The sequence below is a fragment of the Azospirillum terrae genome, from assembly GCF_053470425.1.
Map to the genome: position 1 here is coordinate 1 of NZ_JBPXMR010000013.1, position 21,450 is coordinate 21,450.

Annotated in this window: 17 protein-coding genes; 3 read left to right on the forward strand and 14 right to left on the reverse strand. The window is 69.6% G+C overall.

Annotated elements, in window-relative coordinates:
- The first annotated feature begins 110 nt into the window (after positions 1-110).
- Positions 111-551, forward strand: a complete 441-nt coding sequence (gene panD, locus ACSVDD_RS24070) for an aspartate 1-decarboxylase (protein WP_448191949.1) — start codon at positions 111-113, stop codon at positions 549-551.
- A 7-nt stretch (positions 552-558) separates the two neighbouring features.
- Here the strand turns inward: panD and ACSVDD_RS24075 are convergent, their stop codons facing one another.
- The 6 genes from ACSVDD_RS24075 to dacB all read right to left on the reverse strand — a co-directional run bounded on the left by ACSVDD_RS24075 (position 559) and on the right by dacB (position 6,138).
- Positions 559-1,410: a cyclic nucleotide-binding domain-containing protein gene (locus ACSVDD_RS24075; protein ID WP_448191950.1), complete on the reverse strand. Its 852-nt coding sequence runs from the start codon at positions 1,408-1,410 to the stop codon at positions 559-561.
- A 74-nt stretch (positions 1,411-1,484) separates the two neighbouring features.
- The gene (locus tag ACSVDD_RS24080) at positions 1,485-2,330 is read right to left on the reverse strand and encodes a hypothetical protein (protein WP_448191951.1); all 846 of its coding nucleotides are present in this window, start codon (positions 2,328-2,330) and stop codon (positions 1,485-1,487) included.
- A gap of 278 nt (positions 2,331-2,608) precedes the next feature.
- Positions 2,609-2,782: a hypothetical protein gene (locus tag ACSVDD_RS24085; protein WP_448191952.1), complete on the reverse strand. Its 174-nt coding sequence runs from the start codon at positions 2,780-2,782 to the stop codon at positions 2,609-2,611.
- A 68-nt stretch (positions 2,783-2,850) separates the two neighbouring features.
- Positions 2,851-3,807, reverse strand: a complete 957-nt coding sequence (locus ACSVDD_RS24090; protein WP_448191953.1) for an endonuclease/exonuclease/phosphatase family protein — start codon at positions 3,805-3,807, stop codon at positions 2,851-2,853.
- A 5-nt stretch (positions 3,808-3,812) separates the two neighbouring features.
- Positions 3,813-4,391 carry a chemotaxis protein gene (locus ACSVDD_RS24095; RefSeq protein WP_448191954.1) on the reverse strand — a complete coding sequence of 193 codons (579 nt, stop codon included), beginning with the start codon at positions 4,389-4,391 and terminating at the stop codon, positions 3,813-3,815.
- A 334-nt stretch (positions 4,392-4,725) separates the two neighbouring features.
- Positions 4,726-6,138, reverse strand: coding sequence for a D-alanyl-D-alanine carboxypeptidase/D-alanyl-D-alanine endopeptidase (dacB, locus tag ACSVDD_RS24100; protein WP_448191955.1), 1,413 nt, complete (start codon positions 6,136-6,138; stop codon positions 4,726-4,728).
- A gap of 78 nt (positions 6,139-6,216) precedes the next feature.
- On the opposite strand from dacB, the gene ACSVDD_RS24105 reads away from it, so the two are divergent.
- A complete protein-coding gene (locus ACSVDD_RS24105; RefSeq protein WP_448191956.1) occupies positions 6,217-8,037 on the forward strand; it encodes an FHA domain-containing protein in 1,821 nt (606 codons plus the stop codon).
- Between the two features lie 11 nt (positions 8,038-8,048).
- Here ACSVDD_RS24105 and ACSVDD_RS24110 read toward each other — a convergent pair whose 3' ends face one another.
- From ACSVDD_RS24110 to ACSVDD_RS24120, 3 genes are all read right to left on the reverse strand, one after another.
- Positions 8,049-8,969: a diguanylate cyclase domain-containing protein gene (locus tag ACSVDD_RS24110; RefSeq protein WP_448191957.1), complete on the reverse strand. Its 921-nt coding sequence runs from the start codon at positions 8,967-8,969 to the stop codon at positions 8,049-8,051.
- 8 nt (positions 8,970-8,977) lie between these two features.
- Positions 8,978-12,727, reverse strand: coding sequence for a response regulator (locus ACSVDD_RS24115; RefSeq protein ID WP_448191958.1), 3,750 nt, complete (start codon positions 12,725-12,727; stop codon positions 8,978-8,980).
- 119 nt (positions 12,728-12,846) lie between these two features.
- The gene (locus ACSVDD_RS24120) at positions 12,847-13,821 is read right to left on the reverse strand and encodes a phosphoribosylaminoimidazolesuccinocarboxamide synthase (RefSeq protein WP_448191959.1); all 975 of its coding nucleotides are present in this window, start codon (positions 13,819-13,821) and stop codon (positions 12,847-12,849) included.
- Between the two features lie 218 nt (positions 13,822-14,039).
- Between ACSVDD_RS24120 and ACSVDD_RS24125 the strand changes: the two genes are divergently transcribed.
- Positions 14,040-14,486, forward strand: a complete 447-nt coding sequence (locus ACSVDD_RS24125; protein WP_448191960.1) for a hypothetical protein — start codon at positions 14,040-14,042, stop codon at positions 14,484-14,486.
- A 301-nt stretch (positions 14,487-14,787) separates the two neighbouring features.
- On the opposite strand, the gene ACSVDD_RS24130 is transcribed toward ACSVDD_RS24125, so the two are convergent.
- The 5 genes from ACSVDD_RS24130 to ACSVDD_RS24150 form a co-directional block, all read right to left on the reverse strand.
- Positions 14,788-17,409, reverse strand: coding sequence for an ATP-binding protein (locus tag ACSVDD_RS24130; protein ID WP_448191961.1), 2,622 nt, complete (start codon positions 17,407-17,409; stop codon positions 14,788-14,790).
- A 157-nt stretch (positions 17,410-17,566) separates the two neighbouring features.
- Complete coding sequence (locus ACSVDD_RS24135; protein WP_448191962.1) at positions 17,567-18,394, reverse strand: ABC transporter permease; 828 nt, start codon at positions 18,392-18,394, stop codon at positions 17,567-17,569.
- A gap of 4 nt (positions 18,395-18,398) precedes the next feature.
- Complete coding sequence (locus ACSVDD_RS24140) at positions 18,399-19,481, reverse strand: extracellular solute-binding protein (protein WP_448191963.1); 1,083 nt, start codon at positions 19,479-19,481, stop codon at positions 18,399-18,401.
- Positions 19,478-20,563 (reverse strand): ABC transporter ATP-binding protein, encoded by a 1,086-nt coding sequence (locus ACSVDD_RS24145; RefSeq protein WP_448191964.1) that lies wholly within the window; start codon positions 20,561-20,563, stop codon positions 19,478-19,480. The genes ACSVDD_RS24140 and ACSVDD_RS24145 overlap by 4 nt, the downstream gene beginning before the upstream one ends.
- Positions 20,560-21,339, reverse strand: coding sequence for an ABC transporter permease (locus ACSVDD_RS24150; protein WP_448191965.1), 780 nt, complete (start codon positions 21,337-21,339; stop codon positions 20,560-20,562). Before ACSVDD_RS24150 ends, ACSVDD_RS24145 begins: the two co-directional genes overlap by 4 nt.
- Positions 21,340-21,450 lie beyond the last annotated feature (111 nt).

The window sequence follows — 21,450 nt, forward strand, 5'->3', positions numbered from 1 at the left end:
CGGCGGGCCGAACTATCCGGGCATGTGATAATGGCTTGGGCGCCGCTTCCGCTTGACGGCGGCGCCCAAGCCGGGTCTACATCGCGCCGTCGATTTCCGCAGGTGCGAAGATGATCAAGGTTATCCGGGCCAAGTTCCACGGCATCCGCGTCACCGACGCGAACCTGAATTATCAGGGCTCGATCACGCTCGACCCCGAGCAGTGCGAGTCGATCGGCATCATGCCGCTGGAGTTCGTGGAGATCTGGAACAAGAACTCCGGCGCGCGGATCAGCACGTACGTGATCTACGGCGAGCGCGGCTCGCGGGCCTGCGTGCTGAACGGCTCGGCGGCGCGCACCTGCCAGATCGGCGACGAGATCATTATAGCCGCCTCCTGGTACTGCCAACCGACGGAAATCGCGTCCCTGAAGCCGCGTGTGCTGACCTTCCACCCCGACAACCGGGTGGACAAGGTTCTGTGCTACGACGTGACCGACCACGCCAACGGCCGCTTCGACTTCCGCATCCTGGACTTGACGGACGAGTTGGCCGACGCGGAAGCGGTCTGATCGCCGCTCACCCCTGCACCAGCACCTCGAACACGAAGGGCGAGTCGCGCCCGCCGGCGACCACGCTGTTTGAGCCGATTTGCAGGCTCATGGTGTCCTTGGCGAAGATGCCGCCAATGTATTGGCCGTTGACCATCGTCCCCAACTCGCTGCCCACGTCGCGCACGACGAGGCCAAGGCGGTGGTCGCGGTCGATGGCGAAGTGGTTGGGCGACAGGCGGAACGGCGCGTCGTCGGGCAGGCGCAGCGTGTAGCGGTCGCGCATGGCGGCGCCGTAGCCGTCCGGCGTGCGGCCGATGCGGAAGGGCAGGGCGTCGATCCACACCGTCTGCGAGGCCGGCATCCCCTCGACGCGGATGCCCACGTCGCGCACCCCCATGGTCAGCCGCGCCGAATGCACGTAGCTGGCGATCTTGCGCTCGATGACGGGGTTCGCCGGCTCCGGCGCGGGCAGGGACGCCGCGGCGGCGGCTACAGGCAAGCCGGCCGCAGCGCCGGGCTCGCCACCGGCGTTGTGCAGCCGGGCCACATCCTCGCTCAGCGTGCGGACGCGCTCGCTGAGGCGCAGCAGCAGGAGTTGTGCCGTCTCCGGGTCGCCGCTGATGGTTGGCAGGAAGGCCTCGGCCGGGATCACCTCGACCAGCACTTCGGTGATGGCGCGCACGCTGGCGCTGCGCGGCTTGCGCTCGATGACGCCCATCTCGCCGACGAACGAGCCCGGCCCGATCTCGCCCAGCACGACGGGCGAGCCCTGCGACTCCTTCACCACCGACACCCGGCCTTCCAGGATGCGGCAGGCGAAGTCGCTGGGGTCGCCCTCGCGGAACAGCGCGTCGCCCGCGCGGTAGTGCATCTTCATGGCCGGCAGCCCTCCTCGGCACCGGCCCTACTGTGACGGGCGAAACCTTGCCAAACCGTTGAACGGCGCGACCGCTACGACGGCGACAGGCCGGCGAACTGAAGCAGGCTGAAGGCCATGTTCGCCGTCGCCTCCTTGGGGCTCTCCACGTCGCCGCGCAGGCGCGTCATGAAGAAGGGATGATTCCGGCCGTCCGTCAGCATGATGCGTCTGGCGTCGGGGCCAACCGGCTTGGGCATCGTGAGGTCGTCTTTGGCGAAGCGTTTGTCGGCGCCATCGAAGCGATAGTCGTTGTCGATCTGCTTGCCGGGAGGCAGCACGCGGGTGCTCGGCATCAGGTCGAGGTGGCTGAACATGCCGTCGCCGTCCCTGTCCTTTTTCTTCTTGGGCAGGTGCGCCAGCTTCTCCATCGCGGCGGGGTCGAAGACGACGCGCGCCAGCGCGGGCTCGTTTTTCCGGCCTTCCACCGTCACCTCGGCCAGCGTGCCGTTGTTCTCGGGCGGGCGCTTGGCGAAGTCGGCGCCCATTTCCCTCACCATGCTCGGCGGGGCGAGCGCGCCCAGCACCGTGTTGCGCATGATGTAGTGCAGCGCCTCCTTGTTTATCGTCACCTTGGTGGCCTTGAGCGGGTCGAGGCCCAAGCGGTCGACGAAGAATTTCTTCACCGCATCCATGAAGACCTCTTCGGCCTTCAACTCGGCCGGCGTCTTCTGCACGGGGGCTGCGGCGGCCGGCGACTTCAGCGCCAGGATCGCCTTCAGCTCCTTCGCCTGCGGCGACAGGACGACCTGATCGGTGGGTGCGGCGGCGGTTGTGGCGGTGCTCGTGGAGGGCGCGGCGGTGGCGGTCGCGGCCGGCTTGGCGCTTGTCTGGGGAGTGGTGGGGAGCGATGAGCTGCCCGATGCGATCTGGATGCTCATGGTTGCCGATCTCCGTTTTGGATCACAGCTCCGGCGTTTTTGCCGGGTGTTTGCGCTACTCAGGATAGAGCATGATGCCGGCGCGGTAAACGGCCGATGGCGCGACCGAAGCGCGCAACGCAAAACGCCCATTCCCCTGCCGTCATGCCCGTGCTTGACACGGGCATCCACCGGGGGCGGCGCTCAGGTGCGGGGCGTGGATGGCCGGGTCAAGCCCGGCCAGGACGATGAGGGAAACCGAGCGTTCGCCAGTGTGTCCGCGCTTGGGCTCGACGGTATCAGACCCTGATGTCGACTCCGCCCGGACGCGCCGCCGGGGCCGGTGGGGTGGAGGCGATCTGCTTGGCGCCTTCGAGGGCGGACGCCACCACCTGGGCCTGGGTGGCCTGGATCTGCTGGGTCACCTGCATGCCGATCACGGCCATGCCGGTCAAACTGCCGCTGACGTCCATTCTGGACCTCCACACCCATCGAAAACCCGGCACCCATTATGCGCGTGTGCGAAGGGGGAGTCCAGGGATCACCCCTCCGGCATCTCGAACGCCGCGACCACCGGGGCGTGGTCGCTGTCCAGCGCGGAGTCCGGCTCCCCGCCCAGCGATTCGTTGTGCACCTCGACGGCGCGGAACCAGCCGGCCAGCGGCCGCGACACCAGCAGATGGTCGAGCATCGCCGCCTGTCCCTCGTACAGCACGGAGAAGCGTTTTTCCTCCGGCAGGCGCAATTCCAGCGGCACCAGCGCGCGGGCGGTGAGAGCGCCGTTGCCGGCGTCGCCCAAATCACCGCTGATGATGCGCAACGGCGTCTGGCGGTCCTCGGCGTTGTAGTCGCCGGCCACCACGACCAGCGCCTGGGCGTCGGCGTCGAACAGCTGTTCCACGGCAAGGCGGGTTTCCAACGCCTGTCCGGCCCGCTTGATGGCGGCCAGGAAGAAGCCTTCGGCCCAGCCGCCGACACTCGACCAGGACTGCGCCGTCGGTTTCTGCCCCGGCACCGGGGCGGCCAGGGGTGCGCGCAAATGCAGGTCGAAGACGTGCAGCGGCCGGCCACCGGGCAGGTCCACGCGGGCGTGCAGCACCGGGCGGTCCCAGCTCACCGGCTCCTCGCCGGTGGCGGGCGGGTTGGCGGTGACCATGCGCACTGCGGGCGGCGGCACCAAGTCGTGCTTGAGCAGCCGCGACTCGGCCACCGGCCAGCGGCTGGCGACCACCAGATTGTGCCGGTCGGCCAGATGGCCGGTGCCGGTCGCCAGCGTGTATCCCGCGTACCGCGTGCCCTCCAGCAGCCGGGTCAGCGCGCGCAGGCGGCGCGGCTCGCCCTTCACCGGACGCTGGGCGTTGACCTCCTGAAGGCAGAGCACGTCGGCGGCCAGCCGCTCCAACTGCGGGCGCAGCACGGCGGCGCGTTCCTCGAAGGGCGGCGCACCGTCCTCGTCGTCGAGGCTTTCCAGGTTGAACGTGGCGATTCGCAGAAGCATGGGCGTCAGAACAGTTCGACTTCGCCTTCGATCTCGCTGGTGCGCAGATGATCCATGAACGAGGATTCGCTGCGCACCACGTCGCGCGCCTGATCGTCACCGATCAGCCGGCGCTGCGTGCGCCCCGACGCGGGGTAGAAGCGCACCGCGCGCGCGGCGGCGCCGCCGACGTCCCAGCTCATGGTCGGGATGCCCTCGGTGGCGAGGTATTCCATGACGAACTCGACGTTGCGCTGGCCGATGGCGCTCTTCATGGCGTTGACGCTGGCGCCGCCGAACACCTTGGCGCGCAGCCGGTCGCGGCGGCCGGTCACCGACAGCATGCGGTTGATGAGTTGCTCCATGGCGGCGCTGCCGTAGCGCGACGAAACCGACAGCTTGTCGGTGCCCGAGTCGGGCAGCAGGAAGTGGTTCATCCCGCCGATGGCCGCCACCGGATCGAAGACGCAGGCGGCGACGCAGGAACCCAGCGTGGTGGTGATGATGACGTTGGGGTCGTCGCTGACGACACAGCCGCCGACGACGATGTTGACGATCTCCGCTCCCAGCCGCCGGTCGTGGTAGCGGTTGGCCTCTCCCTGCACGGCTTCATGCCGCGCGCGCAACACTCGGTTCGACGGCGGCCTGGATGCGGAGTGCGGCATTGGGGTCCTGCGAAGGGCGTCGTTGCGCACCAGTGTAAGGCAGGGGGGTGCAACCGCCAAGCGCGCCTTGCGCGGTGGTGGCGTTCGGGCTTCGTGGGGAAAGCAGGATTTACACGGATTGCGCGGATTTATGCACGGATTACACGGATTTTCTTTTGCTTGCTGCGCGTCGGCTTGCCCGCCAGCCCATCGCTGCGCACGGATAAAGAAAATCCGTGTAATCCGTGCCAAAATCCGTGCAATCCGTGTGAATCCTGCTTCCGCCACGAAGCAGTTACGGCACCGCCTGCCACTGCCCCAGCATCTCCGCCTGCACCGCCCGCGCGCGGGCAAGCCAGGCGCGCGCCTCGGGCGGGATTTCGGCGACGCGGCGGTCCATCGAGGCGTCCATGGCCGCGCGGAGCGGCGGGTCCCCCACGCTGAAGACGAAGCCCAGATGCCGGCCGGACGTGGTGCGCAGCAGCCCGGCCAAGGCCTTGGCATAGGCCAGCGTGCCGGACTTGGCGCGCACGCCCGGCAACGGCCCGCTCTCGTCGTCGCCGGGCAGCAGCGCCCACAGCCGCTCGCCGCCCAGCATCAGGATCGCCGCGGTCTGGCGCGGAGTCATCCGCGACGCCGTCGTCAGGCCGGAGTGGTTGAGCAGTCGAAAGCCCGTCCAGTCCACGTCCGGCCGCTGCGCCCGCATCCAGCCCGCCAGCACCGCCGCCGAGCGCTCCAGCGTGTCCGCCGCCGGGTCGAGCGTTCGCGCCGCCGCCAGCCCGACCAGTTCCGCCGACAGGTTGTTGGAGTGCTTCAGCACCCGCGCCGCCAGTTCGATCAGCGGCGGGCTGTCGTGCAGCACCAGGGCGCGTGCGCCGGCTGGCAGCAGGCCGGCCATGGGCGGCGGCAGCGCGATGCCGCGCTCGGCGGCCATGGCGTGGACCACCGACGCCGCGACCGCGCTTGGCCGGGCCACCGGCAGCCAGATCCGCTCCGGCGCGCCGGGGCGCGGCGCCAGTTGCCAGCGTTCGCCGGCCCGGTCGGGCAGGGGGGCCACCAGGGTTTCGGCGGCCGGCACCACGGTGATACCGATGCCGTCCACCGGGTGGCGGCCGATGTCGGAGACGCTCCACACCCCGGCCTCGACCGAGCCGTCGGGCCGGCGCTTCCAGGCGAGCTGCACGCGGTTGAAGTTCAGCGACAGCGCGCCCAGGCCGGTGTTGTAGCCGGCGGTGCGCGGCTGCCCGGAATCGATCTCCGGCAGCTCCGGCAGGGCGGAGGCGTCGTAAAGAAACCTTCCCGTCACCCGGCGCACGCCCTGCGCCGCAAGGCCGTCGAGCATCGCCGCCACATCCTCGCCGACCAGCGACGGGTCGCCGCCGCCCTTCAGGATCAGGTCGCCGTGCAGCGTGCCGTCCGCCAGCGCGCCGGTGGCGTGCAGGCCGGTGGTGAAGCGGTGCTCCGGGCCGAGCAGCGCCAGCGCCGCCACGACGGTCGGCAGCTTGACGACGGAGGCCGGCGCGAACGGCCGGTCGGCGTGGTCCTCGGCCAGCACCCGTCCGTCGGCCGGGTCGAACAGCACACAGCCGATCTCGGCGGTCGGGCCGATGCGGTCGGCGTCGCCGGCCGCGGCCAGCGCCGGCAGCAGGAGCAGCGCGGCAAGGACGCGGCGCCAGGGCAGAGGGAGGGCTTGCGGGAAGGTTCGCATGAGGCCGAAGCTTGCGTTGCGGCGGAGCGCAATGCCATAAAATTAGGGACGGAACCGTCTGCATCAGGGCACGCCGCCATGAATCCCCCGAAACGCGAATACCGGTACGAGGTCGTCGTCGAACAGGGCGGCCGGCCGAACATCGACGGCGTGTTCTCCGACGAGAAAATCGCGATGGACCGGGCGAAGTACCTGCTCGGGCTCGCGAAATACTCGGTTGTCCGCGTTTCCAAGGTGAACAAGGACGGCAAGGAAGAGACGCTGTTCGAAAAGGCGTACAGCGGCGGCGGCAAGGTCACGACGATCTCGCACATCGAAGAGGCCAATTACTGCAAGGACGTGCTGGAAATCTTCTCGTTCGAAAGCCGGATGACGCTGCTGCGGTTGTTCCGCGCCTATTTCGACGACCAGACGGTGATCCCGGCCGAGCAGCTGCACCGCTATTTCCCGCTGCGCTACTTCGAGCGCGAGGCGACGCTGTTCAATCCCGGCATGAGCCGGCTTGCCACCCTCCAGGCGCCGGCCGCCGGGATGAAGGTGTTCGACCGCCAGGACCAGATCCTGAAGATGTTCGGCCAGCTCAAGGAGCTGGCGCAGAATTCGGGCGTGCTGGCGCCCTTCGGCCAGACCTTGATGCAGCTGGGCGTCGCCGGCCTGCTGGCGCAGGCGCGCACCGACCGCGCGCCGGAGGAGCTGGACCGCATCGTCACCTACGCCTTCTCCAGCGCGTTGGAGAACGCCCGCGACTGGGGCGAGAAGCTGACGGGCATCCTGCGCTACCACGTGGAGAGTGACCCGGAAACGGTGGCGATCGTCGATCAGCTGCTGTGCGAGACGATCGACGGCCGCGAGCCGGTGCGGGCGCTGATCGGCTATTCCCCCGACCTGGGCACGGCGCTGCAAGCGCTGCTGGCGACGTTGCGCGGCGACCTGGACGACCGATTGCCGCACACCGAACCGCTGCTGGATCTGTCCAACGCGGTGGCGGCCGGCGGTTTCGTCCATGTGAAGGACGCGCTGCTGCGCCGGGTGCGCGGCGGCATCGAGGGCAAGAATCCGATGACCCGGCATGGTGCGGCGGCCGAGGCCAAGGCGTTCCAGGCCATCGTCGATCAGCTGGCGGCGTTCGACGGCTTCATGGGCGGCCCGGCGATGGCGTCGGCGCTGATGAAGCGCGCCAAGATCGCCTGGGGCTCGGCGCTGAACGACATGCCCTTCGAGGAGACGGTGCAGCGCCTTTCCGGCCGGCTCGGCTCTCCGGCGGCGCGCATCGGCTTCCTGCTCGATCTGGCGGCCAGCGACTTCGGGCGCCGGCGCATGAGCTATCTGGTGGAGCAGGTCGCCAACATGTTCGCCCGCGTCCGCTCGGCCCGCGAACTGGCGCCGGCCGGTGCGTCCATGGACGAGGTGCGCGCGGGGCTCGGCCACCGGCTGCGCGCCGCCGGCATCCCGCGCGTGCTGGCCGACGGGCTGGTCGCAAAGATCGCCGCCATCCCGGACGAAGACCGCGTCATCGTCCCGCTGATCCAAGAAGAGGTGACGGTCGACCTGTCGGCGCCGAAGGTGGTCATTCCGAAGCTGGTGGTGAACTTCAAGGGTAAGCGCCACGTGCTGCCCGACGAGGGCACGGAGCTGGTGGTCGGCCGCTCGCGCGACTGCCAGGTGATGATCGAGGTCCCCTCAGCCTCGCGCCGCCACGCCCGCTTCGCCTGCGAGGGGGCGGGCTTCGTGGTGTCCGACCTCAGCCGCAACGGCACCCGCGTGACGCCCGAGGAGGGCGAGTCGCGCGTGCTGATGAACGGCGAGATGGCGGTGCTGTCCGGCAAGGGCGAGATCGTCATCGGCTCCCCCCAGGCCGGCGAGAAGCCGGCGCACATCCATTGGGAAGTGCAGCGGTAGGGTGGAGCCGCTTACTCCAGCCCCGCCATTTCCGCCCCACAGAACCGGTTGCGGCCCTCGCGCTTGGCGGCGTAGAGGGCGCGGTCGGCGTACTCCAGAACCCGGTCGGGCGGCTCGTCGGCCGGTGGGAAGACGCAGGCGAAGCCCAGGCTGATCGTCACATGGTCGGCCACCGGCGAGGCGGCGTGCGGGATCGCTTCGGTCTCCAGGCTGGCGCGCAGGCGTTCGGCAACGCGGGCTGCACCCTCCGTATCGGTCTCCGGCAGCAGGCAGACGAACTCCTCGCCGCCGAAACGCGCCACCAGATCGCCGGGGCGCTGGACGTGGTCGGTCAGCACGCGTGACACCGCGCGCAGACAATCGTCGCCAGCTTGGTGGCCGTAGCGGTCGTTGAACGCCTTGAAGTAATCGACGTCCAGCATGATCACCGAAAGCGGCAGCCGCGAGCGGCTGCAGCGCCGCCATTCCAGCGCCAGCACCTCGTCGAAGCGGCGGCGGTTGGGGATGCCGGTCAGCCCGTCGAGGAACGACAGCTGGCGCAGCAGATCGGTCTGCCGCTTCAGCAGGATGTGGTTGCGCACGCGCGCCTGGACGATGGGCGGGCTGATCGGCTTGGTGATGAAGTCGATGGCGCCGACCTCCAGCCCGCGGGTCTCGTCCTCCACCTCGCCGCGCGCCGAGATGAAGATGATGGGGATATCGGCGCTGGCCGGGCTCTCCTTGATGCGCGTGCACACCTCGAAGCCGTCCATGCCCGGCATCATGATGTCCAGCAGCACGAGGTCCGGCCGGCGCGCCTGCACCAGCTCCAGCGCCTTCTCGCCGCTGGTGGCGAAGTAGATGTCGTAGTCGTCGCGCAGGATGCGGCTCAGCACATGAACGTTGCTGGGCACGTCGTCGACGATGAGGATCTTGGCGCGCGGTTCGGACATCGGCGGGCTCACGAGGCCGGGAGGTGGCTGAGGGGTAGGTGGATGTGCAGTTCGTCGGCAAGCCGGCGCAGCAGTCCCTGCGCCTTGGCGAAGTCGAGCGCGTCGACGGCGGTGGTGATGGCCTTCACCCGGCCGGGGCCGACGCGGACGCTGAGCGGCCCTGCCAGCGCCAGCCACTCCTCCGCGGCGGCGAAGTTGTTGTCGCCCAGCAGCCCGTCCAGCCGGTCCAGCGCCTCGGCCAGCGGACCCTCCGGAGCGGCGGGCGCGGCCGGGGCCGGGGCCTCGGCCATGCCGCGGGCGGTGTCCAGCACCGCCGCCAGTTCGCGGCGCAGCTCGGGCAGGGTGGCTTGCGCTGCCGCGCGCTCGCCGCGGGACGTCGTGGTTTGCACGGCTTCGGCGGCGGCCGACAGGCGGCGGGCGCCCAGGCTGCCGGACATGCTCTTCAAATCGTGCGCCAGCTTGCGGGCGTCGTCCAGTTGACCGGTCTCCAGCGCGTCGGAGATCGCGTCGGCGATCCCGGCGTGGGTCGCGGCGAAGCTCATCAGGATGCGGTGGAACAGCTCGGCGTCGCCGTCGACGCGGCGCATGGCGTCGGCCATGTCGATGCCGGCCGGCGGGGCCACCACCGGCGTCGCCGGCAGAACGGGCGGCAAAGCGGGGGGCAGAACGGGCGGCAGGGTGACGGCGCCGCCGGTCCAGCGCAGCAGCGTGTCGATGAGCTGCGGCGGGTCGAGCGGCTTGGCCACATGGTCGTTCATGCCGGCGTCGATGCAGTGCGCGCGGTCGCTGGGCAGCGCGCTGGCGGTGATGGCGATGATCGGCAGATGGGCGAAGCGGGCCTCGGCGCGCAACGCGCGGGTGGCGGCGAAGCCGTCCAGGCGCGGCATCTGCACGTCCATCAGCACGGCGTCGAAGCCGGTTTCGGCGCCGTGTACGAGGTCCACCGCCTGCTGGCCGTCGCCGGCCACGGTCACCACCGCGCCGACGCGTTCCAGGATCTCGCGCGCCACCTGCTGGCCGATGGCGTTGTCCTCGGCCAGCAGCAGGCGCTTGCCGGCCAGCGGCCGGGCCGGCACGGCGACCGGCGCCGCAGCGCAGGGGGCGCCGTCCGGCGCCAGCGCATACGCCGTGGCGACCGCGTCGAGCAGCGCCGAGCCGGTCACCGGCTTGACGATGATCCCGTCGAGGCCGAGGTCCACCACCTCCTGCACCGCGTGCTCCTGGCTGAAGGCGGTGACGACGATGATGATCGGCGCGGTCAGCGCGCGGTCGCTGCGGATGTGCCGGCTCGCCTCGATGCCGTCCATGCCCGGCATGCGCCAGTCCATCAGCACCACCTCGTAGGGCAGCTCCGCCGCCGCCGCGCGCGACAGCTCGGCAATGGCGGCCTCGCCGGACGGGCTGGTGACCGCCGTCCAGCCGAAGGTGCGGACCAGCGAGGCGAGGCTCTCGCGCGCCGTCTCGTTGTCGTCCACGACCAGGACGCGCAGGCTGCGCGGCAAGGCCCGCGTCTGCACCGGCCGCGCCATCGGCTGCGCCGGGCGGTCGAACACGGCGGTGAAGCGGAAATCGCTGCCCTTGCCGGGCTCGCTGGAAACGCTCATGCCGCCGCCCATCAGGGTGACCAGCCGGGTGCAGATCGCCAGCCCCAATCCGGTGCCGCCATAGCGCCGGGTGGTCGAGCTGTCGGCCTGACTGAACGCGGCGAACAGCTGGCGCTGCTGCTCCGGCGCGATACCGATGCCGGTGTCGCGGATCGAGAAGGCCAGCGTGGCGTGCTCCGCGGTCAGTGTCACCGCCTCGACGGTGACGACCACCTCACCCCGCTCGGTGAACTTGATGGCGTTGCCGGCGAGGTTGATGAGCACCTGCTGGAGGCGCAGCGAGTCGCCGATCAGTTCCAGCGGCACCTCCGGCTGGACCATGAACAGCACCTCGATGTCCTTCTCGCGCGCCGCGGTGGAGACGATGGTGGCGAGGTTGTCGAGCAGATCGTCCAGGCGGAAATCGGCCTGCTCCAGATCGAGCTTGCCGGCCTCGACCTTGGAGAAGTCGAGGATGTCGTTGAGGATGCCGAGCAGCGACTGCGCCGAACCGCGGAGCTTATGCGCGTAATCCTTCTGGCGGGCCGACAGCTCGGTCTGCTGCATCAGGTGCACCAGCCCGAGGATGGCGTTCATCGGCGTGCGGATCTCGTGGCTCATGTTGGCCAGGAACTCGCTCTTCGCCCGGCTCGCCGCCTCGGCCGCGGTCTTGGCCTCCAGAAGCGCCTGTTCGCCGGCCTTGCGCTCGGTGACGTCGGAGAAATAGACGACGATGCCCTCCGCCGAGGGCGAACAGGTGCCCTCGTACCAGGCCATGTGCGGCGGGTGGAAGATGGTGTCCGTGACCGTCACCCGCTCGTCCATGGCGCGGCGGAAGCTGGTTTCCAGCGGCGAGCCGCGCGTGTGCGGGAATGCGTCCCAGAAGACGGCGCCGGTCAGGTCGCGGCCATGGGAGATGCGGTCGCGGGCGCGCTGGTTCATGTAGACGAAGCGCCAGTCGCGATCGAGCGCCAGGATGCAGTCGGACGTGCTCTCCAGCACCTCGCCCAGCCGTTCGGAGGCGCGGCGGGTCTCACGCTCGGCCGCTTCGGCGCTCTGCCGCGCGGCGTCCAGCTCGCGCTCGCGGGCGGCGAGGCTCCGGGCCATGCTGTTGAGGGTGTCGGCGAGCGCCACGATCTCCACCGGGGCGCCGCGGCTCTCCACCGCCTCCGCCGTCCGGCCGGCGCCGATCCGCTCGGCGGCGTCGCACAGGCGCTGCATCCAGTCCAGCACCGAGCGCTGCACCAGCAGCCACACCGCCAGAAAGCCGACGAGCGCCGCCAGCGCCGACACCGCCAGCCCACTGTACAACTCGGCGCGCGCCTGCGCCCAGATGGGCTCCAGCATCAGGCCGACGACGAAGGTCTTGTCGGTGCCGGGGATGCGCCGGAAGCTCCAGATGCGTTCGTGCCCATCGGCGCTGGTCACCTCGAACTCGCCCTGCGGCTCGGTCAGCATGCGCTTGACGAACGGGAAGGCGCTCATGTTCTTGCCGATCCAGCCTTCCGGGTCCGGCTGGCGGGCGATGATGGTGCCTTCGCTGTCGAACACGACGACGCGGGCGCCCTCCTGCCGGGTGACGGCGATCAGCCCGTCGTACCAGTCCAGGTCGATGTTCACGCCGACGACGGCGCGCACCTGCCCCTGCTCGACGATGGGCTGCAACGCCACCATCATCCGCTTGCCCGACAGCCGGCCGATGATGTAGCCGCTCAGCTCGAAGTCGCCGCTGGCGAGCGCGCGCTTGAAGTAGCTGCGGTCGCTGATGTCCAGCCCGCGGCCGTTGCCGGTGTTGTCGCAGATCACCCGTCCGTCGCTGTCGGCGACCCACAGGCCGTTGTCCCAGCGGTGGCGCTCGTTGAGGGGTTGCAGGATGTCGACGCAGGCCTGCGGGTCCATGGCGCCGGCCCCGCGGATCTCCGGCACGAGGGACAGAACGTCCAGCAGCGTGTGCGCGTCGCCGATGACGTCCTGCTGGCGGCGCACGCCCTCTTCGGTCAAATGAATCGCCATTTCTCTGGCGCTTTCGCGCCGGACGGCCACGTCCTGGGTCAGGTGGTAGACCGCCGCGGCCAGCGGCAACACCAACGCCCCCAGCACGATGGCCAGCATGCGCCCGCGAAGGCTGTCGAAGCGCATGGCGCGCAGAAGGCGGGAGGTGGGGCGTGCGAGCATCTCGGGGCGCGAAGGAGTGGATCGTGGATCGGCGATCCTACCCCGTTCGGCGCCCCGGCGCTCTGCTTATATCAAAGTGGATAACATTTGACGCAGTCGATGCGCTGCGGCGGCGGTGGTCAGAAAAACGCCTCGAGATTGCGGCGGATGCGCTCCAGCACCGGAACGACCTCGGCCGGCACCTGGAATGTCTCGCCGGTGATGGTCTCGTAGGCGTGGATGTAGACGGCGGCGGTGTCCAGCACCAGTTCGTCCGGGATGGCGGGGGTGGCGTCCTTGTACGGGTCGCAGCGCTGGCTGACCCAGGTGCGCACGAAATCCTTGTCGAAGCTGTCCGGCCGCTGCCCGGCCTTCAGGCGCTCGGCGTAGCTGCCGGCCATCCAGTAGCGGCTGCTGTCCGGCGTGTGGATTTCGTCCGCCAGCACCACGTTGCCGGCCTCGTCGACGCCGAACTCGTACTTGGTGTCGACCAGGATCAGGCCGTGCTTCGCGGCGATCTCGCGCCCGCGGGCGAACAGCTTCAGCGCGATTGCCGCGACCTCCTCCCATTGCGCCTTGGGCATCAGGCCGCGCTCGACGATCTCCTTGGCGGACAGCGGCTCGTCGTGGCTGCCGATCTCGGCCTTGGTGGTGGGGGTGATGATCGTTTCGGGCAGCTTCTGGTGCTCGTGCATGCCGTCAGGCAGGCGGATGCCGTACATCTCGCGCTGGCCGGCCTTGTACATCGCGCCGATCGAGGTGGACGTGGTGCCGGTCAGGTAGTCGCGCACGACGAACTCGACGGGCAGGATCTTCAGGCGCTTGGCGACGACGACGTTGGGGTCCGGGTACGCGATGACGTGGTTGGCGACGATGTCCTTCGTCTGCTCGAACCAGAAGCGCGCGGTCTGCGTCAGCACCTCGCCCTTGAAGGGGATGCAGGTGAGGATGATGTCGAAGGCGCTCAGCCGGTCGGTGGCGACGATGATGCGCCGGCCATCGGGCAGGTCGTAGTTGTCGCGCACCTTGCCGGCATAGTGGCTCGGCAGTTCGGGGATGGTGGCGTCGGTCAGCACATTGTGCAGATGCGGAGCCAGCGAGCGCGCGTCGATCATGGGAACCACGCCGAAAAATGGGATTGGACCGGCCGGCATGTAGCACAGGACAGGCCGGCCGAACAGGGCTGTCGGGCATCTACTGATTTTGGGAAAGCGGGCGGCGGAATCCCGGAAATGGAAAATTTCCGGCCCGACTCCCTCCGCAAAAGCCGCCGTGCCCGCTTGGCATGGCGCCTGCAATGGCCCGTGGCGGATTTTGCAAGGGAGTAGCCAGCGTGCACACCATGGACGAAGCCCCGCGGCAGGACGGCGTGGGTGAGCGGAACGGGATCGGCGTGGTTCTGGCGGTCTGCGCGTTCGCGCTGTTCGGCTTTGCGCAGGTGGAGCGCACCGACGCCTTCCCGCGCCTGAGCCAACCGGCCGGCTGTGCGACGGCCGCCAGCCTGCGGACGCCGGACGGCTTGGCGCAGGCGCGCGCGCAGGGCGCCTTCATCCGCGTCCTGCCCTCGGCCGTGCAGCGCGGCGGCGTCGATCCGAAGCGCGGCGGCCAGATGCTGGTGACGGTGTCGGTCGAGGTGGTCAAGACCGGCTGCCCGACCGTGCGCGCCGACGCCAGGTACGACGCGGCGTTCGAGCTGGTGGACGGCGTGCCGAAGATCACCCGCCTCGCCGACCGCGCCCCCGGCGTCCCGACAACGGCCACGCCCGTCGCCGGGAAGTAGGTGGCGGTGATCGCGTGACATCACCTGTTTGCGCGTTGGTTCAACCGGCACGCTTGCCCTTGCCGGTCATGTGTCGTAGGATATGATTCCTCGTTGGCGAGGTGTGTCCGCATGACGCCGAACGGATGAGACGTTCGCCAAAAAACGCGTCTCACTTCGTCTCATCCGACGCCGAACGGATGCAACGCTCCATCGAATCGCGTTTCATAGTGTTTCATAGCGTTTCATCCGACGATGTTGGGCGACGTCTCGCACCCGTCACGTCATCGCTGACAGAGCATCAGAGCACCCGCGGAGAGGCTCATCCCCCCGTCAGCGCCTCGCCGTTCTGCCGGTGCGGCGATGCCAGCATGGACGCGATGGCTTTGCGCAGCTCCACCGCGACCACCGGCTTGTGCAGCATCTGGATGCCGCTCGCGCGCGCCTCGGCCAGACGCTCCGGGGCGGTGTCGCCGGTGATCATCGCGGCCGGCGGGCACGCCCCGAACCGTTCCTCGATCATGCGGATCGCCTGAATCCCGGTCTCGCCGTCGCGCAGCCGGTAGTCGGCCAGGATGGCGTCCGGCGCCCGTCGGCATTCCTCGACCCGCTGCAACGCCTCGCCGACCGAGCCGGCGACGAGGACCGTGTGCCCCCAGGATTCCAGCATCGTCTGCAACCCCAGGCGCACCAGCACCTCGTCGTCGATCACCAGCACCAGCCCGTGCCGCTCGCCGCTGGCGGCGGGGGCGGCGGGCGGGTCGAACCGCGGCGGGCGCCGCACCAGCGGCACGTCTAGGCTGAAGACCGAGCCGCGGCCCACGCGCGAGTGGACCTCGACGCCGTGGCCGAGCAGCCGGCTCAGCCGCCGGACCACCGCGAGGCCCAGGCCCAGGCCCTTGCTGCGGTCGCGCTCCGGGTTGCCGAGCTGGTAGAACTCCTCGAAGATGTCGTCGACGCGCTCGCCGGCGATGCCGATGCCGGTGTCGGCCACCATGATCCGCACCCGGCCGCCGCAGCGGCGGCAGCCGATCAGGACGCCGCCGCTGCGGGTGTAGCGCAACGCGTTCTCGATCAGGTTGCGCAGGATGCGTTCCAGCAAAGCCGGGTCGCTGTGCACCGCCAGCGTGGAGCGCACGACGCGGAAGCGCAGGCCGAGGGCCGCCGCGCGCGGCCCGTACTCGGCGGCGAAGCGGTCGAGCAACTGGGTGACCGGCATGTCGACGGGCTGCGGCTCGATCAGGCCGGCGTCCAGCCGGGAGATGTCGAGCAGGCTGTCGAGCAGCAGGCGCAGCGCGTCCAGCGACTGTTCCATGGCGCTCAGCGCCGCGGCGGCGGTGGGCTCCTGCGTCAGCCGGTCTTTCAGCACGCCCATGAACAGCAGCAGCGATTGCACGGGCTGGCGCAGGTCGTGGCTGGCGGCGGCGAGGAAGCGCGATTTCGCCTGGTTGGCGCCTTCCGCCGCCTCCTTGGCGGCGGCCAGCGCCTGCTCCGTTGCCCGGCGGCGGTCGATGTCGCGGCCCACGGCCTGCACTTCGCTGAAGTGCCCGTCGCTGTCGAAGACCGCATAGCCCTCCCAGGCGAACCAGCGCGGCCCGTCGATGGTGAGCATGCGGTTCTCGACCGCGGTGCGCGGGTGGGGCGGCATCATGATGCGGCCAATGGCCTCGTCGGTCGCGTCGACGCTGTCGGGGTGGATGAAGGCCGCCCACGGGCTGCCCGGCAGGTCCTCCGGCGCCTTGCCCAGCAGGCGCGCCGTGGTGTCGTTGGCGAAGACGATGATGCCGTCGTCGGTCAGGCGCAGCACCATGTCGGACTGCGACTCGACCAGCCCGCGGTAGCGCGCCTCGCTGGCGCGCAGCGCCTCCTCGGCGGCCAGCCGGGCGGCGCGCAGGCGCTCGCGCTCCTCCAGCCCGGCGGCCATCTCGTTGAAGGTGTGGCCGAGGCGCCGGGTTTCCGGCGTGCCGGCCCCCATGTCGACTCGCACCGCGAGGTCGCCGTCGCGCCAGCGCGCCGCGGCGGCGCCCAAGGCCTCCAGAGGGCGCACGATGAAGCGCCGGCCGCCGAACCACGCCGCCGCCGCCGCCGCCAGAAGCCCGGCGACGAGCAGCGCCACGCCCCAGCGCGTCGCCCGGTTGATCGGCGCCAGCCGCGCCTCCTTGTCCAGGCCAACGGCGAGGAAGGTGTCGCGCAGCCCATCGGCGAGGGGCGAATAGGCGAAGATGCGCGGCCGCCCGTCCAGCCCAGGCGCCTCGATCAGTCCCGGCTCGGCCTGGGCCAGCAGGGGCAGCAGCGCAGGGCTCAGCGGCTTGCCCCGCCACCGGTCGCCATCGGGAACGCTGGCGAGGACGGTGCCCCGGCGGTCAGCGAGGATGATGCTGCTGTTGGCTGGCAGCCGCTTGACGGTGAGCGCGTCGCCCAGCCAGTCGAGGTCGATGGTGAAGGTTACCACGCCGCCGACCATTCCCAGCCGGTCGCTGTAGGGAACGGCGAAGGGCCACACCAGCCGTCCGATGGACTTGGCCTCCGTGAAGTCGCCGACGGTGAAGGCACCGGTCTGGAGGGCGAGGCGGACATGGGTGGACTGGTCGATCCGCGTGTCCATGGCGCGCGTGTCGCTGACGCAGCGGATGACGCCCTGCCGGTCGGTGATGGCCAGCGTGCCCATGCGGAAGGGCAGCGGCATGCGGTCGAGCAGCTGCTGGCACGATCCCATGTCGCCGTTGCGGATGGCGTCGGCCACCGCCATGGTGTCGATCAGCTGACGCACGCCGTCGACGATGCGCGTCTGCTCGGCCCCTAGCAGATCGCGCAGGCGCTGGGCTTCCACGTCGAGTTCGGCGAGCTGTGTGCGGCGCAGTTCCACGACCGTATACGCGCCAAACGCGACGGCTGGCAGCACGGCCAGAAGTACCAGAAGAATCAGCCGCTGAAACAGATTCAAGGCCGACGTCCTAAAATATATGTACGGGTGTCTTTTTGCACAATCGGAGCGTGATCCGTCAATCCCCGAATATCCGGTGGTCCATCAGAGATATAGGCGCGTCGGGAGGTGTGAGCCTTTCCCAGGTTTTGCATTCGGATCCTTATCCGCAGAGCGGTCAGGCATGGGCGTCCCGGTCCTCGCTATAGGCGGCGGCAACCTCGCCGATGGCCATGATGGTCGAGCAGATCCCGGTGAGCACCAGCGCCAGCGCCGCCGCTGCCGGGAAGTCGGAGCCGGTCTCCGACACCATGCTGTAGAGTTGCAGCGGCAGGATGGTCAGCCGCGTCCCCACCAGGGCCAGCGCCGTGCCATAGGCGCCGAACACCACCGCCGCCACCAGACAGAAGGCGGTCAGCGCCGTCGTGCGGACCTGCGGAAACAGGATGTGGACCAGCGCCTCGCGCGGCGTGGCGCCCAGCGACTCGGCGGCGGTGAGTTGTGTGCGGTCGAAGTTGACCAGCACCGGCAGCATCAGCATCACCACCCGCGGGATCAGGTAGTAGGAGGTGGCGAAGGCCAGCCCCTGCGGGCTGTAGAGGATGCCGGAGAACCACGCCGCATCCACTCCGAGCAGGCTGAGCAGTTGGGTGACCAGCCCGGCCCGGCCGTAGGCGAGGATGAAGCCGTACGCCACGATCAGTCCGGAAAAGGTCAGCGGCAAGGCGATGAAGAACGACAGCAGCGCCCGCAGCCGCGGCCCAAGCCGCGACAGGTGCAGCGCCACGCAGAAGCCCACCACCAGCGACGTGGTCGCCGCCACCAGCGTCAGCACCGCACTGCCGGCGAGGCTTTGCAGGAACGCCGGGCTGCCGAACACCCGCCGGAACGAGCCGGGGTCGGCCAGCGCGTCGTATCCGACCGAGCCCATGGGCAGCACGAAGAACATCAGCAGCACCGCCACGCCGGGCGATGCGAGCGTCAGCAGGAGGCGGCGGGACCGCATGCTTCTATTGGCCGATGGCTGCCTTGGCCCAACCGGCGTCGATCTCCGCCTTCTTGGCCGCTGCGGCGCGGACGTCGAGCGGGCGCACCTGCGGGGCTGGCGGCAGCTTGTCGGCGACGCTGTCCGGCAGCTTGACGCCGGGCACCGACGGGCGGACGAAGCCCTGCGCGAAGATCCCCTGGCCGGTGTCGGTCATGATGAAGTTCAGCCACAGCTTGCCGGCGTTCGGGTCGGGTGCGTTCTTGACCAGACTGATGCCGTAGGGGGCGGCAACGGAAGCCTCCTTGGGGATGACCACGCTCACCGCGTCGCCGAGGCCATCGGTGTGCTTGGCCTTCAGCCCGTCGTTCTCATAGCTGATCCAGATCGGGATCTCGCCCTTGACGAACTGCGCGTAGGGCGTGGTGCCGACGACGCGCAGCACGTTGCCGGCCTTGTGCAGCTTGCCCAGATAGTCGATGCCCGGCTGCACGTTGGTCATGTCGCCGCCGGCCGCGAAGTTGGCGGCGAAGGTCAGCACCTGTCCCACGCCGGTCGAGCGAGGGTCGAGGTAGGCGATCGCGTTCTTGTATTCGGGCTTCAGCAGGTCGGCCCAGGATTGCGGGACGTTCTTCACCAGCTTGGTGTTGACCAGGAAGGCGATGGTCAGCGAGTGCACGGTGAACCACTTGCCCTCGGGGTCGCGGAACACGTCGGGCAGCTTGTCGAAGTTCACCGGCTTGAACGGCGCCACGAGGTCCTTGCCCATGGCATCCACCGCCGAGGCGGCGAAATAGTACGCAGTGTCGGCCTGCGGCCGGTTACGTGCCTTGTCCAGCGCCACCACCGTGGCGGCCGAGCCGAGGTCGTTGTAGGTGATCTCGACGTTCGGATAGCGCTTTTTGAAGGCGGCGAACTGCGCCGCCCAGTTGGCCCAGGTCGGCCCGGTGTCGAAGGAGACGACCATGCCCTCCTTGGACGCGGCCTCGTAGAGATCCTTCTCGCCGGGATAGAGTTCGGCCGAATCAGCGGGCGTCTGCGCCAGGGCCGCGCCGGCCAGGCAGCACAGCGCGCCCAGCGCGGTCGCCGCGGTTCGCAGGAATCTCATGGCCTTCCTCCTTCTTTCGATGGGCGATTGTCCTGAATGATGTGCACGCTGTCCGCGGGGACGTGGACGGCGCGGACGTCGCCGGCCTCCGAGGTCTCCGCGATCAGCACGCCGCCCGCGACCGCGAGGTCGAAGCGGCGGATGGAGCCGAGAAAACGATCCTGCACGATGGTGCCGGTGAAGCCGTTCACGCCATCGGCCGGCGATCCCAGACGGACCCTCTCCGGCCGGATCAGCACGGTGACGGGGATGCCCGCCGGCAGGCCGTGCGGTGCCGTGGCGAGGCGGCCGAGCGCCGTATCGACGCTGTCCGGGCCGGACACCGTGCCGTCCAGCAGGTTGGCGTGGCCGACGAAGGCGGCGACCTCGCGCGACAGCGGGCGGTCGTACAGCTCGCGCGGCGGGGCGACCTGCTCGACGCGGCCGGCGCGCATGACCACCACGCGGTCGGCGATGGACAGCGCCTCCTCCTGGTCATGGGTGACGTGCAGTGTGGCGATGCCCTGGTCGCGCTGGAGGTGGCGGATCTCGTCGCGCATGCCGACGCGCAGCGACGCATCGAGCGCCGACAGCGGTTCGTCCAGCAGCAGGGCGCGCGGGCTGAACACCAGTGCGCGGGCCAGGGCCACGCGTTGCTGCTGGCCGCCCGACAGGTTGCCCGGCCGGCGGCCGGCGAAAGCGCTCAGGCCGACGCGCTCCAGCATCGCGTGCGCGCGCTCTCGCCGCAGGGCTGTGGCGGTGCCGCGCACCCTGAGCGGGTAGGCGACGTTCTCCCACGCGGTCATGTGCGGGAACAGCGCGTAGGTCTGGAACACGACGCCCAGGTTGCGCTCGCGCGCCGGCAGGCCGGTGACGTCCTGCCCGTCGAGCAGCACCTGGCCGGTCTGCGGCTCCAGAAAGCCGGCGATCAGCCGCAGCAGGGTGGACTTGCCGCAGCCGCTCGGGCCGATCACCGCGACCAGTTCGCCCGACGCCACGGTGAGGTCGATGCCGCTCACCGCCGGCCCCGCGCTGCCGGGGTAGGCGTAGCCGACGCCGCGAAGTTCGATGACCTGTTTCTTTTCCTGGGGGGCACGGCTCATTGCGCGGTCCTCCCGGCGGCGCTGCGGGCGCTGAGCGAACCGCCGGTCGAGGCGACGAGGGCCAGCGCCAGCAGGATCACCGTCGCCGCGCAGGCGAAGCCGGTGGCGCCGTAGAAGGCTTGCAGCAACACTACGGGGTAGGGGCGGGTCAGGAATCCGGCCACCAGATTGGCAAGCTGGAACTCGCCGATGGACAGCGCCGCGACCATGATGAGGCCGGTGCCCAGGCTTTGCCGCACGCCGGGCAGTACGATCTCGACCAGCGTGCGCAGCGGCCCGGCCCCCAGTGACTCGGCGGCGGTTTCCAACTCGGCCAGACGCAGGTGTCGCATGTCGCCGACCAGCGTCTGCAACAGGTAGGGCAGAGTGAGCACGATGTGCCCGCCGATCAGCACGGAGGTGCTGCCGAGAAAGGGCAGGGTGTCGCTGGAGAACACCAGCACGAAGCCGAACGCCAGCACGATGGGCGGCACGGCGATGGGCAGCAGATAGAGGATGCGCGCCGCCGCACGCACCCCGCGCGACGCCGCTCCATAGATGGCGTAGGCCAGCGGCAGCCCGATCAGCGCGTCCACCACGCAGGTCGCGGCGCACACCCGCAGGCTGACCCAGAAGGCGCGCTGAAAGCTGCCGTCCTCGTACACCGCTTCGTACCACCGTCCGCTGAAACCCACCGGCAACATGGTGTTCAGCCATGTCTCGCCGAAGGAACCGACGATCAGCAGCAGGATCGGCAGGAACAGATAGGCGAGATAGACTCCGGTAACCCAAGCCATCGCGGCTCCGCTGGACGCGTTGGGCGCGCCTCGCTTTCGTGTCTTCGCGGGCAGCATAAGGCAGCAGGCCCCTCCGACAAAAGCCTCATCGGGTGTAGCGGTAATCCACAG

Coding starts and splice junctions, on each gene's coding strand:
- ACSVDD_RS24135 (WP_448191962.1), bottom strand. CDS start 18,394: ATGCGGTCCCGCCGCCTCCTGCTGACGCTCGCATCGCCCGGCGTGGCG.
- ACSVDD_RS24145 (WP_448191964.1), bottom strand. CDS start 20,563: ATGAGCCGTGCCCCCCAGGAAAAGAAACAGGTCATCGAACTTCGCGGC.
- ACSVDD_RS24085 (WP_448191952.1), bottom strand. CDS start 2,782: ATGGACGTCAGCGGCAGTTTGACCGGCATGGCCGTGATCGGCATGCAG.
- ACSVDD_RS24120 (WP_448191959.1), bottom strand. CDS start 13,821: ATGATCGACGCGCGCTCGCTGGCTCCGCATCTGCACAATGTGCTGACC.
- dacB (WP_448191955.1), bottom strand. CDS start 6,138: ATGCGAACCTTCCCGCAAGCCCTCCCTCTGCCCTGGCGCCGCGTCCTT.
- ACSVDD_RS24110 (WP_448191957.1), bottom strand. CDS start 8,969: ATGTCCGAACCGCGCGCCAAGATCCTCATCGTCGACGACGTGCCCAGC.
- ACSVDD_RS24090 (WP_448191953.1), bottom strand. CDS start 3,807: ATGCTTCTGCGAATCGCCACGTTCAACCTGGAAAGCCTCGACGACGAG.
- ACSVDD_RS24115 (WP_448191958.1), bottom strand. CDS start 12,727: ATGCTCGCACGCCCCACCTCCCGCCTTCTGCGCGCCATGCGCTTCGAC.
- ACSVDD_RS24150 (WP_448191965.1), bottom strand. CDS start 21,339: ATGGCTTGGGTTACCGGAGTCTATCTCGCCTATCTGTTCCTGCCGATC.
- panD (WP_448191949.1), top strand. CDS start 111: ATGATCAAGGTTATCCGGGCCAAGTTCCACGGCATCCGCGTCACCGAC.
- ACSVDD_RS24075 (WP_448191950.1), bottom strand. CDS start 1,410: ATGAAGATGCACTACCGCGCGGGCGACGCGCTGTTCCGCGAGGGCGAC.
- ACSVDD_RS24080 (WP_448191951.1), bottom strand. CDS start 2,330: ATGAGCATCCAGATCGCATCGGGCAGCTCATCGCTCCCCACCACTCCC.
- ACSVDD_RS24140 (WP_448191963.1), bottom strand. CDS start 19,481: ATGAGATTCCTGCGAACCGCGGCGACCGCGCTGGGCGCGCTGTGCTGC.
- ACSVDD_RS24105 (WP_448191956.1), top strand. CDS start 6,217: ATGAATCCCCCGAAACGCGAATACCGGTACGAGGTCGTCGTCGAACAG.